Genomic DNA, 14,413 nt, shown 5'->3' with positions numbered 1-14,413 from the left:
AGGTGGGGAAAGACAGGAGGGATCACCCGATGTCCGGTATATCGAATGCAGTTCGGGAATCCGGTCAGAAAGTAAGGGGCGGGATCTGAGTCGTCAATAGTTCAAACAATCTTGGCGCTCTGGACGTGGCCCGTACCCTGTGACCATGGGCGACGCGTCGATGGTGGGGCTGATGGGACGGGTCACCGGCACGGTCGGACCCGGGCTGGTCGGTGAGGTGATCGTCCGGGTGCGCGGCGGGGCCGAGCACTTCCTCGCGTATCCGTCGCAGGGCGCGGACCGGATCGAGAGCGGGACGGTGGTGATGGTGGTGGAGTACCTGCCGCCGCGCACGGTCTACGTCACGGCCGCATACGACAGTTGAGCCAGCATCCGCGCAGGTGAGAGCCGTTGCCGGGCCGGTGCGTCAAGATTGCCACAAGGATCGGCGCACCTCTTCTCCCCGGGCTCGTCGAGGCGCACACTCCCTTCGTTCGGTGCCGGAAGGGCACCAGCGCAAAGGGGGCGTATGCCGATGATCGTCGGCGTCGTTGCGGGGGTGGCGGTTGTCGCCGTCGCCGTTCTGGTCGGTCTGTTCAAGATGATGTGGCGTGTCGCCGAGCCCAACGAGGCTCTGATCATCTCCGGCTCCAAGCACCGTACCGAGGGGCTGGAGGAGGGGATGGGGTTCCGGATCGTCACGGGGCGCGGCACGATGGTGCTGCCGGGCGTGCAGGCGGTGCGGAAACTGTCGCTCGACCTGAACGAGACCGAGTTGCAGGTGGACTGCGTGACCCACCAGGGCATTCCGCTCAAGGTGCGGGGCGTGGTCATCTTCAAGGTGGGCGACGACTTCGTGTCGATCGCCAACGCGGGCCGCCGTTTCCTCGATCAGCAGCGGCTGATGTCGGAGCGGGTGCACAACGTCTTCGCCGGTCATCTGCGGTCCATCGTGGGCGGGTTGACCGTCGAGGACATGATCCGCGACCGGGAGAAGCTCACCGGGCAGACCCGGGCCGCCTGCGGGACCGAGATGGAGAAACTGGGCCTGATCGTCGACTCGTTGCAGATCCACGAGATCGAGGACCCGACCGGCTACATCCAGAACCTGGCGATGCCGCACGCGGCGGCGGTGCAGCGGGACGCGCGGATCGCGCAGGCGGAGGCCAACCGGCTCGCCACCGAGGCCGAGCAGCAGTCGTTCGCGCGGATGGCGGAGGCCACCCGGGACAGCGAGATCCTCCAGGCCGGTTACCAGGCCGAGCGGGACCACGCGGCGGCGAAGGCCCGCCAGGCGGGACCGCTCGCGGAGGCCGGGGCCCGCCAGCAGGTCGTCGTCCAGGAGACCCGGGTCGCGGAGTTGGAGGCGCAGCGCAGGGAGCAGCAGCTCCAGGTGGACGTGCGCAAACCGGCCGACGCGCAGGCCTACGAGAAGCGGACGTTGGCGGAGGCGGAGCGCGACGCGCGGATCTCGGCGGCCGAGGCGAAGGCGCGGGAGACGGAGTTGGCGGCCGCGGCCGAGGCGACGCGGGTCAAGCAGGCGGCGAGCGCCGAGGCGGAGGCGACGAAGACCCGGGGTGCGGCGAGCGCGTCGGCGACCCGGGCGACCGGTGAGGCCGAAGCGGCGGCGGCGCAGGCCAAGGGGCTCGCCGACGCCGAGGCCATGAAGGCCAAGGGGCTCGCGGAGGCGACGGCCATCAAGGCGCGGGCCGCCGCTCTCGCCGAGAACCAGGAGGCGGTCGTCGCCCAGCAACTCGCCGAGAACTGGCCGGAGATCGTGCGGGCCGGGGCGTCGGCGTTCGGGCAGGTGGACAACATGGTGGTGCTCAACGGGGCGGACGGCGTGGCGGAGATGCTGGCCAAGGCCCTCACCATGGGCGGCACCGGGCTCGGCCTCGCCCGCCGGCTGCTGGCCTCGATGAACCAGAACGGCCTTGCCGCGCACGGGACTTCACCGTCGGAGGAGGTGGCCGCGCCGCCGGTGCGGAAGATACCCGTGGACCAGGCGGAGGTGGAGACGGTTCCCGTCGCGCCCGGCGGGAAGGGACGCGCCGAGTCTCCTTCCTGACCGTGCCGGATCTCCCTCCTGACCGTGCCGGGTCTCTTTCCTGACCATGGCAGATCTCTTTCCTGACCGTGGCCGCCGGGCACCTCGTCACGGCCCGCACGGGGGCACCTCATAAGGTGCCCCCGTGACTGCGTTTACCGATGAGAACGTCCCGGGCCGCTTCGGCCCCACCGCGACCACCGAGGCCGACCCGCGCGAGGTGGGCCGCGTCCGCACCGAGTACTCCCCCGCCCACGACGGCGACCCGGACCCCGGCGAGATCGTCTGGACGTGGGTGCCGTTCGAGGAGAACGACGGCCGGGGCAAGGACCGCCCGGTGCTCGTGGTGGCCCGCGAGGCCGCCGGTACCGTCCTCGCCGTGCAGCTGTCCAGCAAGCGGCACGACGGCGACCGTGAGTGGGTGGCGATCGGCGCCGGGCCCTGGGACCGCACGGGCCGTGACTCGTGGGTCGACGTGGACCGGGTGCTGCGGCTGCACGAGGACGGCATGCGCCGCGAGGCCTGCGCCCTCGACCAGGGCCGCTTCAACCTCGTCCGGCACCGCCTGCACGAACGCTACGGCTGGACCTGACGCCCCGGACCGCGCGTCCGGGGCCCCGCCCGCACCGCCGGGACGGTCGCCCCGATCGGCACCCGGATGCCGTCGGGTGCCCGGTACGCGCCCGGGTCGGCGGTGTCTTGTGTCTCGCTCGCGGTTCCCTGCGGGCGCGCGCTCATGGCGACACCCCCGTGGCCGCCATGACCGCGGCCCCCGCGGCCTCCCCCGTCGTGCCCATGCACGCATCGTGAGCGATGCTGGACAGGTGGTGCAACGCCTTTTCGCGGCCGGGGAACGGCCGGGAAAGCCCGAGGGAACGGCCGGGAAGCGCAGCGGGCCCGGCCGGAAACCAGCGGGTGCGCACTCTTGTGCGGACCGGCGGGAAGGTCTTGGGTGGGACGAGTGCCGCCGCCCGGACGCCCCGCCGACCGGCCCGGCGGCATGCTGGAGTCTCAGAAGGGAATTCCGACATGTCCGATTCGCTGAGTGACTGTACGGACCCCCGTCCCGCGGTCACCGAGGCCGAGGTGGAAGCCCTGATCCGGGGCATCTGCTTCAAGAACGGCCCACCGCGCGCCCTCGGCGTGGAAGTGGAATGGCTCGTCCACGACCTGCGCACCCCGAAGGTCCCCGTGACACCCGAACGGCTCGACGCGGCCTACGCCGCCCTGCGGGCCGTTCCCCTCAGCTCGGCCCTCACCGTGGAACCCGGTGGCCAGCTGGAACTCAGTTCACTGCCCGCCGCCTCCCTGATGGAGTGCGTGCGCGCCGTCTCCGCCGACCTCGACGCCGTCCGCTCGGTGCTCGCCGGGCTCGACCTCGGCATCGTCGGCCTCGGTCACGATCCCTGGCACGCGCCGCGCCGGTTCCTGCGTGAGCCGCGGTACGACGCCATGGAGGCCTGCCTCGACCGTACCGGCCCGGCCGGGCGCGCCATGATGTGCGTCTCGGCCTCCGTGCAGGTGTGCGTGGACGCCGGTTTCGAGGAGCCGGGACCGCTCGGGCACGGGCGGCGCTGGTGGCTGGCGCACGAGCTGGGCCCGGTCCTGGTGGCCGCGTTCGCCAACTCGCCGCTGGCCGGCGACGCGCCCACCGGCTGGCGTTCCACCCGGCAGCTGCTGTGGGACCGGATCGGGCCCGGCCGGGCGGGCGCGCCCGTGCTGGACGGCGACCCGCGCGGCGCGTGGGCCCGGCACGTGCTGGACTCTCCGGTGATGTGCGTGCGGCGCGACGACGGGCCGTGGGAGGTGCCGGACGGGCTCACCTTCCGGGAGTGGACCAGGTCACGGGCGCCGCGCCCGCCGACCCGCGAGGACCTCGACTACCACATCACGACCCTGTTCCCGCCGGTCAGACCGCGCGGGCACCTGGAGCTGCGCATGATCGACGCGCAGCCCGGGGACGACGGCTGGATCGTGCCGCTGGCCGTCACGGCCGCGCTCTTCGACGACCCGGAGGCCGCCGAGACCGCCTACCGGGCCGTGAAACCGCTGAGCGAACGGTCGTTGGGGCTGCCCCCGCCGCACAATCCGCTGTGGGCCGACGCGGCCCGGGACGCGCTGACCGACCCCGAGCTGCACGAGGCCGCCGTCGTCTGCTTCACGGCGGCGCTCGCCGCGCTGCCCCGGCTCGGCGCCGACACCGAGGTGATCGACGCGGTGGCCGCCTATCTGGACCGTTATGTGCGGCGGGCCCGCACTCCCGCCGACGAGTTGCTCGACCAGGTGCGCGGCACGTCCGCCCGCGCTCACGGGAAGGACATCCGCACATGACCGACCCCACCCCCGACGCCGAGGCGCTGCGCGCGCGGGCCGTGGCCACCCTGACCACCGCACGCGCCCGCACCACCCTGCTGACCAGCTGTGTCGAGGAACCCGACCTCACCGCCCAGCACTCCCCGCTGATGTCGCCGCTGGTCTGGGACCTCGCGCACATCGGCAACCAGGAGGAACAGTGGCTGCTGCGGGCCGTCGCCGGGCGGGAGGCGATCCGGCCCGAGATCGACGGCCTGTACGACGCCTTCGAGCATCCGCGCGCCAGCCGCCCCTCGCTGCCGCTGCTGCCTCCGGCCGAGGCCCGCGCCTACGCGGCGGAGGTGCGCGGGCGGGCCCTGGACGTCCTGGAGAGCACCGACTTCCACGGCACCCGGCTGACCGAGGCCGGGTTCGCGTTCGGGATGATCGCCCAGCACGAACAGCAGCACGACGAGACGATGCTGATCACCCATCAGCTCCGGCGCGGCCCGCAGGCCCTGACCGCCCCGGACCCGGACCCGGCGCCGCTGAACCCAGGCCCGGCCGACGTCCTGGTCCCCGGCGGCCCGTTCACCATGGGCACCTCCGACGAACCCTGGGCGCTCGACAACGAACGCCCCGCGCACCGGCGTGAGGTGGCGTCGTTCCACATCGACACCGCGCCGGTCACCAACGCCGCGTATCAGGCGTTCATCGCCGACGGCGGCTACGACGACGAGCGCTGGTGGACGCCGGACGGCTGGTCGCACGTGCGCCGCAACTCCCTGACCGCGCCGCTGTTCTGGCGCCGGGACGGCAAGCAGTGGCTGCGCCGCCGGTTCGGGGTCACCGAGGTGGTGCCGCCGGACGAGCCGGTGGTGCACGTGTGCTGGTACGAGGCCGACGCCTACGCCCGCTGGGCCGGACGGCGGCTGCCCACCGAGGCCGAGTGGGAGAAGGCCGCCCGGCACGACCCGGCCGGCGACCGCTCCACCCGGTACCCGTGGGGCGACGCCGACCCGGCTCCCGAGCACGCCAACCTCGGCCAACGGCATCTGCGCCCGGCCCCGGCCGGCAGCTACCCGGCGGGCGAATCACCGCTCGGGATACGGCAGTTGATCGGCGATGTGTGGGAGTGGACGTCGAGCGACTTCCTGCCCTACCCGGGGTTCAGGGCGTTCCCGTACAAGGAGTACTCGGAGGTCTTCTTCGGCCCTGAGCACAAGGTGCTGCGCGGCGGTTCGTTCGCCGTGGACGCGGTGGCCTGCCGGGGCACGTTCCGCAACTGGGACCTGCCGATCAGGCGGCAGATCTTCTCCGGATTCCGCACGGCCCGCGACGGAGCGATCTGATGTGCCGTCACCTCGCCTTCCTGGGAACGCCGTTGCCCCTCGGCGACCTCCTCACCGAGCCGCCGCACAGCCTCTACCGGCAGTCCTGGGAGCCGCGAAGGCAGCGGTACGGGACTGTCAACGCCGATGGTTTCGGGGTCGGTTGGTTCGCCGACGGCGACCCGGTGCCGGCCCGGTACCGGCGGGCGGTGCCGATCTGGGCCGACCTGTCCTTCACCGACCTCGCCCGGGTGATCCGCTCCGGCGCCGTGCTGGCCGCCGTACGGGACGCGACGCTGCCCGGCGCCGACGGGGAGGCCGCGGCGGCGCCGTTCGCCTCGGGGTCCTGGCTGTTCAGTCACAACGGCGCGGTCCCCGGCTGGCCGCGCTCCGTCGCCCCGCTGGTCCCGGCGCTGCCCGCGACCGATCTGCTGTCCCTGGAGGCCCGCACCGACTCGGCGTTCGTGTGGGCGCTGGTGCTGGCCCGGCTGCGGGCGGGCGACGACCCGGGGCGGGCCCTGGCCGACACGGTCACGGAGGTCGCCGAGGCGGCCCCCGGTGCCCGCCTCAACCTGCTGCTGACCGGCGCCGACACGATCGTCGCGACCGCCTGGGGCGACAGCCTCTGGTATCTCAGCCGGGAGGGCCTGGGCACCGTCGTCGCGTCCGAGCCCTACGACGACGATCCGCTCTGGCACGAAGTCCCCGACCGCACCCTGCTCACGGTGACCCGCACGGACCTGCGGGCCACCGCGCTCAAGGAGCCGAGCCCCGCCTCGGCCCCCGCACCGTCGAAGGAGCCCCGCACGTGAGTCCGTTCCTTCTCACCCGCACCCTGCCCGAGGACGCCACCGGGGCCGCGCTGCGCGCCGACGTCCGGCGCGGTCTGACCAGCGCCCCCAAGACGCTGCCGCCGAAGTGGTTCTACGACGCGCACGGCAGCGATCTGTTCGAGCAGATCACCGCGCTGCCCGAGTACTACCCGACCCGCGCCGAGCGGGAGATCCTCGTCGACCGCTCGGCCGAGATCGCGGCGGTGACGGGCGCGAGGACCCTCGTCGAACTCGGTTCGGGTTCCTCGGAGAAGACCCGTCATCTGATCGCCGCGCTCACCGATCTGGACACCTATGTCCCGGTCGACGTCAGTGAGAGCGCGCTCAGCCAGGCCGGACACGCGCTGATCGCCGAGCGCCCCGGCCTGCGTGTGCACGCCCTGATCGCCGACTTCACCGCCGCCCTGGCCCTGCCGGAGACGCCGGGGCCGCGCCTGGTGGCGTTCCTCGGCGGCACGATCGGCAATCTGCCGCCGGTGGAGCGGGCCGCGTTCCTGGCGTCGATCCGCGCCCTGCTCTCCCCCGGCGACGCGCTGCTCCTCGGCACCGACCTGGTCAAGGAGGAGGGGGTGCTGGTGCGGGCGTACGACGACGCGGCCGGGGTGACGGCGGCCTTCAACAAGAACGTCCTGACCGTCGTCAACCGGGAGTTGGGGGCCGACTTCGAGGCCGACGCGTTCGACCATGTGGCGCTGTGGGACGCCGAGCACGAGTGGATCGAGATGCGGTTGCGCTCCCGGGTCGGCCAGACCGTGAAGGTGCCGGCGCTGGGCCTGGCCGTCGACTTCGCGGCGGGCGAGGAGCTGCGCACCGAGATCTCCGCGAAGTTCCGCAAGGAGGGCGTGCGTGCGGAACTGGCCTCCGCCGGGCTGGAGTTGTCCCACTGGTGGACGGACGCGGAGGGCCGTTTCGCCCTGTCCCTGAGCACGTGCCGATGAGCGGGCGCCATGACGTAAGTATCAAACACGTGTTCTGATTCGGTGGCGGCTGACCCGCAGGACCCGGGGCCCGGCGTGCGATGTCTCGCGCCGGGCCCCGGTGTGCGGCACCGTGGAGGTGACGTGGGACCGCGTGACACTCCGGTCAGCACGGGCTCACCGAGAGGAGCACCCGCATGTCGAACCACACCTACCGGGTCACCGAGATCGTCGGCACCTCGCCCGACAGCGTCGACCAGGCCGTGCGCAACGGCGTCGCCCGGGCCGCCCGGACGGTGCGCAACCTCGACTGGTTCGAGGTGACGCAGGTGCGCGGCCAGATCGAGAACGGGCAGGTCGCGCACTGGCAGGTCGGCCTGAAGGTCGGCTTCCGCCTGGACGAGTCCGACTGACGAGACCCGCGTCCCCACGGCGGTCAGGTCCGCCCGTCCCGCTCCTGGGCCTCCCCCAGCGCCTCGGACGGGGCGATCCAGTCGGCCCGCACGACGGTGAACCCGGCCTGTCGTGCCGCGTCGCAGACCAGTGCGTCGTCGTCGACGAGCATCCGGATCTGCCGGGTGCGGGCGAGGCGGCGCAGCACCTCCAGCTTGGTGTGGCGGGCGGGCCTGCGGTCGGCGTCGCGCCGCAGGTACAGGCGCCCCTCGGGCAGCCCGTGCGCGGTGAGCCAGTCGAGGGTGTCGCGTCGGCAGCGCTCGGGGCGGCCGGTCAGGTAGACGATCTCGCACTCCTCGGCGCTGGTCAGGGCGAGGGCGACGCCTTCGGCGAGCGGCGGGTCGTGCGGGGCGGCGGCGAAGAAGGCGTTCCAGTCCCGCGGGCTGCGCTCCAGGAACCGTTGCCGGTGGGAGGTGTCGGCGAGGGTGTTGTCCAGGTCGAACACGGCGAGGGGGCGCGCACTGCTGTCGTTCACGGAGCCCAGCCTAGGCAGGCCGGTGGCGCCCGCAGGACCCGCCCTTCCGTGCCGGGCGACGCATGGATCATGCTTCTCCCATGTCGCCCTCCCCTGTTCCCTCGCCCCGTACGGCCCTGATCGGCGCGGCCCGGCAGCGTCCCTGCACCCTGGTGGTGTGCCGGGGCTGCTGCTGCGGCGACCCGCGCAAGCACCCGGGCACCGACCACGCCTGGCAGCTGGAGCGGCTGCGCGCGGCGGCGGCCGAGCACGGTTTCGAGGTGCGCACGACGGACTGTCTCGGCCCGTGCGACCAGGCGAACGTCATCGTCGTCCAGCCGTCGGCGGCCGGGCGCCGGGCCGGTGGGCGGGCCACCTGGGTGGGGTTCGCCATGGACGACGACTGCACGGAGGAGATCGCGGACTGGGCGGCGGCGGGCGGGCCGGGGGTCGCGGAGCCGCCGCTCACCCTGGAACTCCAGTTCATCAGCCCGCCGAGGCCGGAGGTACGGAAGCGGGCCCGCCGCTGAGCCGGGGGGGGTGGAGAAGCGGCCAAGCCGACGCTGGGCCTGCCGCGCCCCCGAGGGCCGACCGTCCCTCCGGCCTTCCCCGGAGTGCGGGAATCCCCCGGCTCCGGAGGCGTTGGACACGGTGTGAGTGCAACGATCGGCGCCGTCCGCTTCTCCGTCCTCGACCGCTCCCGCACCCGCGAGGGACACACCGACGCGGAGGCCCTGCGGGACACCGTGCGGCTGGCGCGGGAGCTGGAGCCGCTCGGGTACCACCGGTTCTGGGTGTCCGAGCATCACGGGGTGCCCGGGGTGGCCGGTTCGGCGCCGACCGTGCTGGCCGCCGCCGTCGCGGGCGCCACCCACTCGATCCGGGTCGGCACCGGCGGGGTCATGCTCCCCAATCACCGGCCGCTCGTGGTGGCCGAACAGTTCGGTGTCCTGGAGTCCCTCTTCCCGGGCCGGATCGACATGGGCCTGGGCCGCTCGGTGGGCTTCACCGGCGGGGTCCGCAAGGCGCTGGGCCACGGCAGGGACGACGCCGAGGACTTCGCCGGGCAGATCGAGGAGCTGCTCGGCTGGTTCGACGGCACCTCGCCGACCGGCGTGCGGGCCCGCCCCTCCGAGGGGCTGACGGTGCCGCCGTTCGTGCTGGCCATGGGTGAGGGCGCGGCCATCGCCGCCCGGGCCGGGCTGCCCATGGTGATCGGCGACCTGCGCGACCGGGAGAAGCTCCAGCGGGGCGTCGACACCTACCGTGCCGCCTTCCGCCCCTCCCGCTGGGCGGCCGAGCCGTACATCGTCGTCTCCGGTACCGTCGCGGTCGCCGCCAGCCCCGAGGAGGCCCGGCGGATTCTGGTGCCGGAGGCCTGGTCGATGGCGTACTCCCGCACGCACGGCACGTTCCCGCCGCTGGCCCCGGCCGAGTTCGTCGAGGCGCTGACGATGACCGCGAAGGAACGCGGCTGCTACGAGGCCGCTCTCGCCGGGCAGCTCGCGGGCACCGAGGAACAGGTCGCGGCCGAGCTGGAGACGGTCCTGAAGGCGACCGGTGCCCAGGAGGTGCTGGTCACCACGAGCACCTACGACCGGTCGGCGCTGCTCGACTCCTACCGGCGCCTCGCGGGGATCTTCACAGCGGGCGGCGGCTGAGCGCGTCCGCTGGATCGGCGCTCGGCTGCCGCCGCGCCGCCCGCGTGGGAAAGTGGGAGGTCAGCCGGTCGGTCCCGTCCCACGGAGTTCCCCTCATGCCCAGCCCGCACGATCCGTACGTCCGGGTCCGCGACGCCCGTGAGCACAATCTGCGGAGCGTGGACGTGGACATTCCGCGGGATGTGCTGGCCGTGTTCACGGGGGTGTCGGGGTCGGGGAAGTCGTCGCTGGCGTTCGGGACGATCTACGCGGAGGCGCAGCGCCGGTACGTCGAGTCGGTGGCGCCGTACGCGCGGCGGCTGATCCATCAGGTCGGGGCGCCGAAGGTCGGTGAGATCACCGGCCTGCCGCCCGCGGTCTCGCTCCAGCAGCGCCGCTCCGCACCCACCTCGCGGTCGTCGGTCGGCACGGTGACGAACCTGTCGAACTCGCTGCGGATGCTGTTCTCCCGGGCCGGTCACTATCCGCCGGGCGCGGCACGGCTGGACTCGGACGCGTTCTCGCCGAACACGGCCGCCGGTGCCTGCCCCGAGTGTCATGGGCTCGGCCAAGTGCACCGTACGACCGAGGAGTTGCTCGTTCCCGACCCGTCGCTGTCGATCCGGGACGGTGCGATCGCCGCCTGGCCCGGAGCCTGGCAGGGCAAGAACCTGCGGGACATCCTCGACGCGCTCGGCCACGACGTGGACAGGCCCTGGCGTGAACTCCCCGCCGAAGAGCGGGAATGGATGCTGTTCACCGACGAACAGCTGGTGGTCACCGTGCACCCGGTGCGGGACGCGGATCGCATCCAACGGCCGTACCAGGGAACGTACATGAGTGCCCGGCGGTACGTGATGAAGACGTTCGCCGACTCCCGGAGCGCGACGCTGCGGGCGAGGGCGGAGCGGTTCCTGACCAGTGCGCCCTGCCCGGTGTGCGGGGGCGGCCGGCTCCGCGCGGAGTCGCTGGCGGTGACCTTCGCGGGCCGCACGATCGCCGAGGCCGCCGCCCTTCCCCTGGTCGACCTGTCCGCCGCGCTCGACGGCGTCTCCTCCCAGGCGGCCGACGTTCTCACCGCCGACCTCCGCTCCCGGATCGACCCGATCCTCGAACTCGGCCTGGGCTACCTCAGCCTGGACCGCCCGGCCCCCACCCTGTCGGCGGGCGAGCTGCAACGGCTGCGGCTGGCCACGCAGTTGAGGTCGGGCCTGTTCGGCGTGGTGTACGTCCTCGACGAGCCGTCGGCGGGCCTGCACCCGGCGGACACCGAGGCCCTGCTCACCGTCCTGGAGCGGCTGAAGTCCGCCGGGAACTCGGTGTTCGTGGTCGAGCACCACCTCGACGTCGTCCGGGCCGCCGACTGGCTGGTGGACGTCGGCCCGCGGGCGGGCGAGCACGGCGGCCGGGTCCTGCACAGCGGGCCGGTGGCGGACCTGGCGCACGCCGACGGTTCGGAGACGGCCCGTTTCCTGTTCGACCGCACCCCCGCTCCGGCCCGCCATGTCCGCACCGGGCGCGGCTGGTTGACGGTCGGCCCGATCACCCGGCACAACCTGCGCGGGGTGACGGCCGCGTTCCCGCTCGGGGTGCTGACGGCCGTCACCGGTGTCTCGGGTTCCGGGAAGTCGACGCTCATCGGCGAACTGACCGAGGAGTTGCCCGGGGTGACCCGGCTGGTCCGCGTCGACCAGAAGCCGATCGGCCGCACCCCGCGCTCCAACCTCGCGACCTACACGGGCCTGTTCGACGTCGTGCGCAAGGAGTTCGCGGCCACCGAGCAGGCGCGTCAACGGGGTTACGGCGTCGGCCGGTTCTCCTTCAACGTGGCGGGCGGGCGCTGCGAGACCTGTCAGGGCGAGGGGTTCGTCAGCGTCGAGCTGCTGTTCCTGCCGAGCACCTACGCGCCCTGCCCGGACTGCGGCGGGGCCCGCTACCGCCCCGAGACCCTCGAAGTGACCTACCGGGGGCGGAACATCGCCGAGGTGCTCGACCTGACCGTGGAGAGCGCGGCGGAGTTCTTCGCCGGGACCCCGGCCGTGGCCCGCAGCCTCGCCACCCTGCTCGACGTCGGACTCGGCTATCTGCGGCTGGGCCAGCCCGCCACCGAGCTGTCCGGCGGCGAGGCCCAACGCATCAAGCTGGCCAGTGAGTTGCAGCGCGGCCGACGCGGCGACACCCTCTACCTCCTCGACGAACCGACGACCGGTCTGCACCCGGCGGACACGGAGGTTCTCATGCGCCGCCTGCACGGCCTGGTGGACGCCGGGCACACGGTGGTCGTCGTCGAGCACGACATGGCCGTGGTCGCGGACGCGGACTGGGTCATCGACCTGGGCCCGTCCGGCGGCGACCAGGGCGGCCACATCGTCGCCACGGGAACCCCGCCAGAGGTGTCCAGGGCGATCGGCAGCAGAACGGCAGCGTATCTTGCGCGGGCGCTGCGCTGACTCCGTTGCCGGGTAAGGCTATTGAGGAGCCGAGGGAACCACTCGCGAGTGCCGCCAGGGGGGTTGGCGGTAGCCCCGGAGACGGAACGGGGATCGGCGTGAGCCGCATGTCGCACTGCGCGGTGAACGGCTCCACCGCCGGCGGCGTGCCCCGTTCAGCCGAGGTGACGGGGCCCGGCGATCGGGCTTCGGTCGCCGGGGAAGGGTGCGGAACGTCAGGCGTCGGCTGGGGAGTTGGTCGTGCGTGGGGCGGTGGTGCGGGTGCGGCGGATGATGTCCCGGTAGGCCAGGCCCACCGCGCGTGGCCGGATCGGCGGGGTCGGACCGGGGGTCTTGGTCCGGGTGCGGGCCACCAGGACGACGTGCGTCCAGTCCGGCTGCGGGGCCTTCCCGGGCTGCGCGGCCCGGGCGAGTGAACGCCGGTCGTCGTGCCCGCCGGGCGGGAGAACGTCACGGACGTCGACCTCGGCCACCAGGCCCCGCGCGGACGCCACCCGCCACACCGACGCCAGCAGCGAGTCCTCGCCGACGAACGCCGGGGTCGTGCTCGCCGTTCCGCCCTCGACGCGGTAGCGCAGCCGCACCGGCTGGACGGGCACACCGGCGTCCAGGGCGGCCTGGAACACCGCGCGGTGGAAGGAGCCCTGCGCCTGCCCGCACCAGGTGCTGCCCTCGGGGAACACGGCCACGGCCTGCCCGCAGCGCAGCGCGTCGGCGATGCGGGCGACCGTGTCGGGCAGGGCGCGCAGCCGGTCCCGTTGGATGAACAGGACCCCGCCGAGGGCCACCAGCGGGCCCACCACGGGCCAGCGCCGGATCTCCGACTTGGCCAGCATGCGGGCCGGGCGCACGGCGGCGAGCAGCGGTATGTCCAGCCAGGAGATGTGGTTGGCGACCAGCAGCAGCCCGCCGGTGGAGGCGGCGGCGCCGTTGATCCGCACCCGCACGCCCGCCGCCCGCACGATCGCCAGGCACCAGGCCCGCACCAGCCGGGTCGGCAGCCGCCGCCCGATCGCGGCGAGCGCGATCCCGACGAGCAGCAGGGCGACGACGGCCGTCACCCGCAGCACGGCGCGCGGGACGGCGGAGGTGCCGGCCCGCTCCGTCTCGATGCACGCCCCCGGGGTGCAGGGCGCGCCGGGCAGCCAGCCGCTCATCAGGCCGGGACGAGCGAGAGGAAGTGCCGCAGATAGCGGGAGTTGACCCGGCGCATCGACAGCAGCACATAGAGGTCGGCGACGCCGAAGTCCGGGTCGTGGGCGGGCGGCGCGCACACCCAGGCGCCGAGGCGGAGGTAGCCGCGCAGCAGGGCGGGGAGTTCGGTGCGGGCGGCGGGCGCGGCCAGGTCGGGGACCCAGGACAGCAGCGGGCGGACCCGGAACTCCTGGGGCGCCAGGTGCTTGTCGGCGACCCGGTCCCAGGTCGCGGAGGCGAGGGCGCCGCCGTCGGCCAGCGGGATCGAGCAGCATCCGGCCAGCCACTCGTGGCCCCGGTCGACCATGTAGCGGGCGATGCCGGCCCAGATGAGGCCGATGACGGCGCCGTCGCGGTGGTCGGGGTGGACGCAGGAACGGCCGACCTCGACCATGCCGGGGCGGATCGCGTCGAGGGCGCTGAGGTCGAACTCGCCCTCGGAGTAGAGGCGTCCGGCGACGGCGGCGCGCTCCGGGGGCAGCAGCCGGTAAGTACCGACGACCTGCCCTGTGGTCTCCTCGCGCACCATCAGGTGGTCGCAGAAGGCGTCGAACGGGTCGATGTCGTAACCCGGTTGGGGGGTGGCGAGCAGGGCGCCCATCTCCCCGGCGAACACCTCGTGCCGCAGCCGTTGCGCGGCCCGTACGTCGGCTTCGTCGCGGGCGAGGGTGACGGTGTAGCGGAGGGGTGCGGCGGGCTTCAGGGGACGGTCGAGCGTGGAAACGCCGGTCATGGCTCTCTCCTGGTCGCGGTCCGGTGTCGGCGGACCGATGGGGCATTCGACCCGCCGCCCCAGTTCTCCCGACCCAGCCTGACCTTCGAG

At 73.3% G+C, this 14,413-nt stretch carries 14 protein-coding genes; 11 read left to right on the top strand and 3 right to left on the bottom strand.

Going from position 1 to position 14,413, the window contains the following annotated elements:
• The first annotated feature begins 145 nt into the window (after positions 1–145).
• The 8 genes from ACIQOU_RS10740 to ACIQOU_RS10705 all read left to right on the top strand — a co-directional run bounded on the left by ACIQOU_RS10740 (position 146) and on the right by ACIQOU_RS10705 (position 7,812).
• Positions 146–364 (top strand): hypothetical protein, encoded by a 219-nt coding sequence (locus tag ACIQOU_RS10740; RefSeq protein ID WP_401535916.1) that lies wholly within the window; start codon positions 146–148, stop codon positions 362–364.
• A 144-nt stretch (positions 365–508) separates the two neighbouring features.
• Positions 509–2,047: an SPFH domain-containing protein gene (locus ACIQOU_RS10735; RefSeq protein WP_401535915.1), complete on the top strand. Its 1,539-nt coding sequence runs from the start codon at positions 509–511 to the stop codon at positions 2,045–2,047.
• A gap of 124 nt (positions 2,048–2,171) precedes the next feature.
• Entirely contained in the window at positions 2,172–2,618 is a 447-nt protein-coding gene (locus ACIQOU_RS10730; RefSeq protein ID WP_401535914.1) for a type II toxin-antitoxin system PemK/MazF family toxin, read from the top strand.
• A 437-nt stretch (positions 2,619–3,055) separates the two neighbouring features.
• Positions 3,056–4,357 (top strand): ergothioneine biosynthesis glutamate--cysteine ligase EgtA, encoded by a 1,302-nt coding sequence (gene egtA, locus ACIQOU_RS10725; RefSeq protein ID WP_401535911.1) that lies wholly within the window; start codon positions 3,056–3,058, stop codon positions 4,355–4,357.
• A complete protein-coding gene (gene egtB, locus ACIQOU_RS10720) occupies positions 4,354–5,670 on the top strand; it encodes an ergothioneine biosynthesis protein EgtB (protein ID WP_401535910.1) in 1,317 nt (438 codons plus the stop codon). Before egtA ends, egtB begins: the two co-directional genes overlap by 4 nt.
• Positions 5,670–6,461: an ergothioneine biosynthesis protein EgtC gene (egtC, locus tag ACIQOU_RS10715; RefSeq protein ID WP_401535909.1), complete on the top strand. Its 792-nt coding sequence runs from the start codon at positions 5,670–5,672 to the stop codon at positions 6,459–6,461. The genes egtB and egtC overlap by 1 nt, the downstream gene beginning before the upstream one ends.
• Positions 6,458–7,420, top strand: coding sequence for an L-histidine N(alpha)-methyltransferase (egtD, locus tag ACIQOU_RS10710; RefSeq protein WP_401535907.1), 963 nt, complete (start codon positions 6,458–6,460; stop codon positions 7,418–7,420). Before egtC ends, egtD begins: the two co-directional genes overlap by 4 nt.
• Positions 7,421–7,596: 176 nt before the next feature.
• Positions 7,597–7,812: a dodecin gene (locus tag ACIQOU_RS10705; protein ID WP_401535905.1), complete on the top strand. Its 216-nt coding sequence runs from the start codon at positions 7,597–7,599 to the stop codon at positions 7,810–7,812.
• Between the two features lie 23 nt (positions 7,813–7,835).
• On the opposite strand, the gene ACIQOU_RS10700 is transcribed toward ACIQOU_RS10705, so the two are convergent.
• A complete protein-coding gene (locus ACIQOU_RS10700; protein ID WP_401535904.1) occupies positions 7,836–8,327 on the bottom strand; it encodes a hypothetical protein in 492 nt (163 codons plus the stop codon).
• Positions 8,328–8,407: 80 nt separating this feature from the next.
• On the opposite strand from ACIQOU_RS10700, the gene ACIQOU_RS10695 reads away from it, so the two are divergent.
• The 3 genes from ACIQOU_RS10695 to ACIQOU_RS10685 all read left to right on the top strand — a co-directional run bounded on the left by ACIQOU_RS10695 (position 8,408) and on the right by ACIQOU_RS10685 (position 12,396).
• Positions 8,408–8,836 (top strand): (2Fe-2S) ferredoxin domain-containing protein, encoded by a 429-nt coding sequence (locus ACIQOU_RS10695; RefSeq protein ID WP_401535902.1) that lies wholly within the window; start codon positions 8,408–8,410, stop codon positions 8,834–8,836.
• Between the two features lie 123 nt (positions 8,837–8,959).
• Entirely contained in the window at positions 8,960–9,967 is a 1,008-nt protein-coding gene (locus ACIQOU_RS10690; RefSeq protein ID WP_401535901.1) for an LLM class flavin-dependent oxidoreductase, read from the top strand.
• A gap of 95 nt (positions 9,968–10,062) precedes the next feature.
• Positions 10,063–12,396, top strand: coding sequence for an ATP-binding cassette domain-containing protein (locus tag ACIQOU_RS10685; RefSeq protein ID WP_401535899.1), 2,334 nt, complete (start codon positions 10,063–10,065; stop codon positions 12,394–12,396).
• 215 nt (positions 12,397–12,611) lie between these two features.
• On the opposite strand, the gene ACIQOU_RS10680 is transcribed toward ACIQOU_RS10685, so the two are convergent.
• Together ACIQOU_RS10680 and ACIQOU_RS10675 are read right to left on the bottom strand one after the other, a co-directional pair.
• Positions 12,612–13,553, bottom strand: coding sequence for a lysophospholipid acyltransferase family protein (locus tag ACIQOU_RS10680; protein WP_401535898.1), 942 nt, complete (start codon positions 13,551–13,553; stop codon positions 12,612–12,614).
• Positions 13,553–14,323, bottom strand: a complete 771-nt coding sequence (locus ACIQOU_RS10675; protein WP_401535897.1) for a GNAT family N-acetyltransferase — start codon at positions 14,321–14,323, stop codon at positions 13,553–13,555. Before ACIQOU_RS10675 ends, ACIQOU_RS10680 begins: the two co-directional genes overlap by 1 nt.
• Between the last annotated feature and the right edge of the window lie 90 nt (positions 14,324–14,413).

It is taken from the genome of Streptomyces sp. NPDC091279, from assembly GCF_044757465.1.
Classification (GTDB): domain Bacteria; phylum Actinomycetota; class Actinomycetes; order Streptomycetales; family Streptomycetaceae; genus Streptomyces.
Note: the sequence above shows the minus strand (reverse complement) of the source record. Positions and strands in the feature narration are given on the sequence as shown.

Bases quoted from the DNA above. Each gene is read 5' to 3' on its own strand.
- ACIQOU_RS10735 (WP_401535915.1), top strand. From the start codon at position 509: ATGCCGATGATCGTCGGCGTCGTTGCGGGGGTGGCGGTTGTCGCCGTC.
- ACIQOU_RS10675 (WP_401535897.1), bottom strand. From the start codon at position 14,323: ATGACCGGCGTTTCCACGCTCGACCGTCCCCTGAAGCCCGCCGCACCC.
- ACIQOU_RS10740 (WP_401535916.1), top strand. From the start codon at position 146: ATGGGCGACGCGTCGATGGTGGGGCTGATGGGACGGGTCACCGGCACG.
- ACIQOU_RS10680 (WP_401535898.1), bottom strand. From the start codon at position 13,553: ATGAGCGGCTGGCTGCCCGGCGCGCCCTGCACCCCGGGGGCGTGCATC.
- ACIQOU_RS10695 (WP_401535902.1), top strand. From the start codon at position 8,408: ATGTCGCCCTCCCCTGTTCCCTCGCCCCGTACGGCCCTGATCGGCGCG.
- egtC (WP_401535909.1), top strand. From the start codon at position 5,670: ATGTGCCGTCACCTCGCCTTCCTGGGAACGCCGTTGCCCCTCGGCGAC.
- ACIQOU_RS10705 (WP_401535905.1), top strand. From the start codon at position 7,597: ATGTCGAACCACACCTACCGGGTCACCGAGATCGTCGGCACCTCGCCC.
- ACIQOU_RS10685 (WP_401535899.1), top strand. From the start codon at position 10,063: ATGCCCAGCCCGCACGATCCGTACGTCCGGGTCCGCGACGCCCGTGAG.
- egtA (WP_401535911.1), top strand. From the start codon at position 3,056: ATGTCCGATTCGCTGAGTGACTGTACGGACCCCCGTCCCGCGGTCACC.
- egtB (WP_401535910.1), top strand. From the start codon at position 4,354: ATGACCGACCCCACCCCCGACGCCGAGGCGCTGCGCGCGCGGGCCGTG.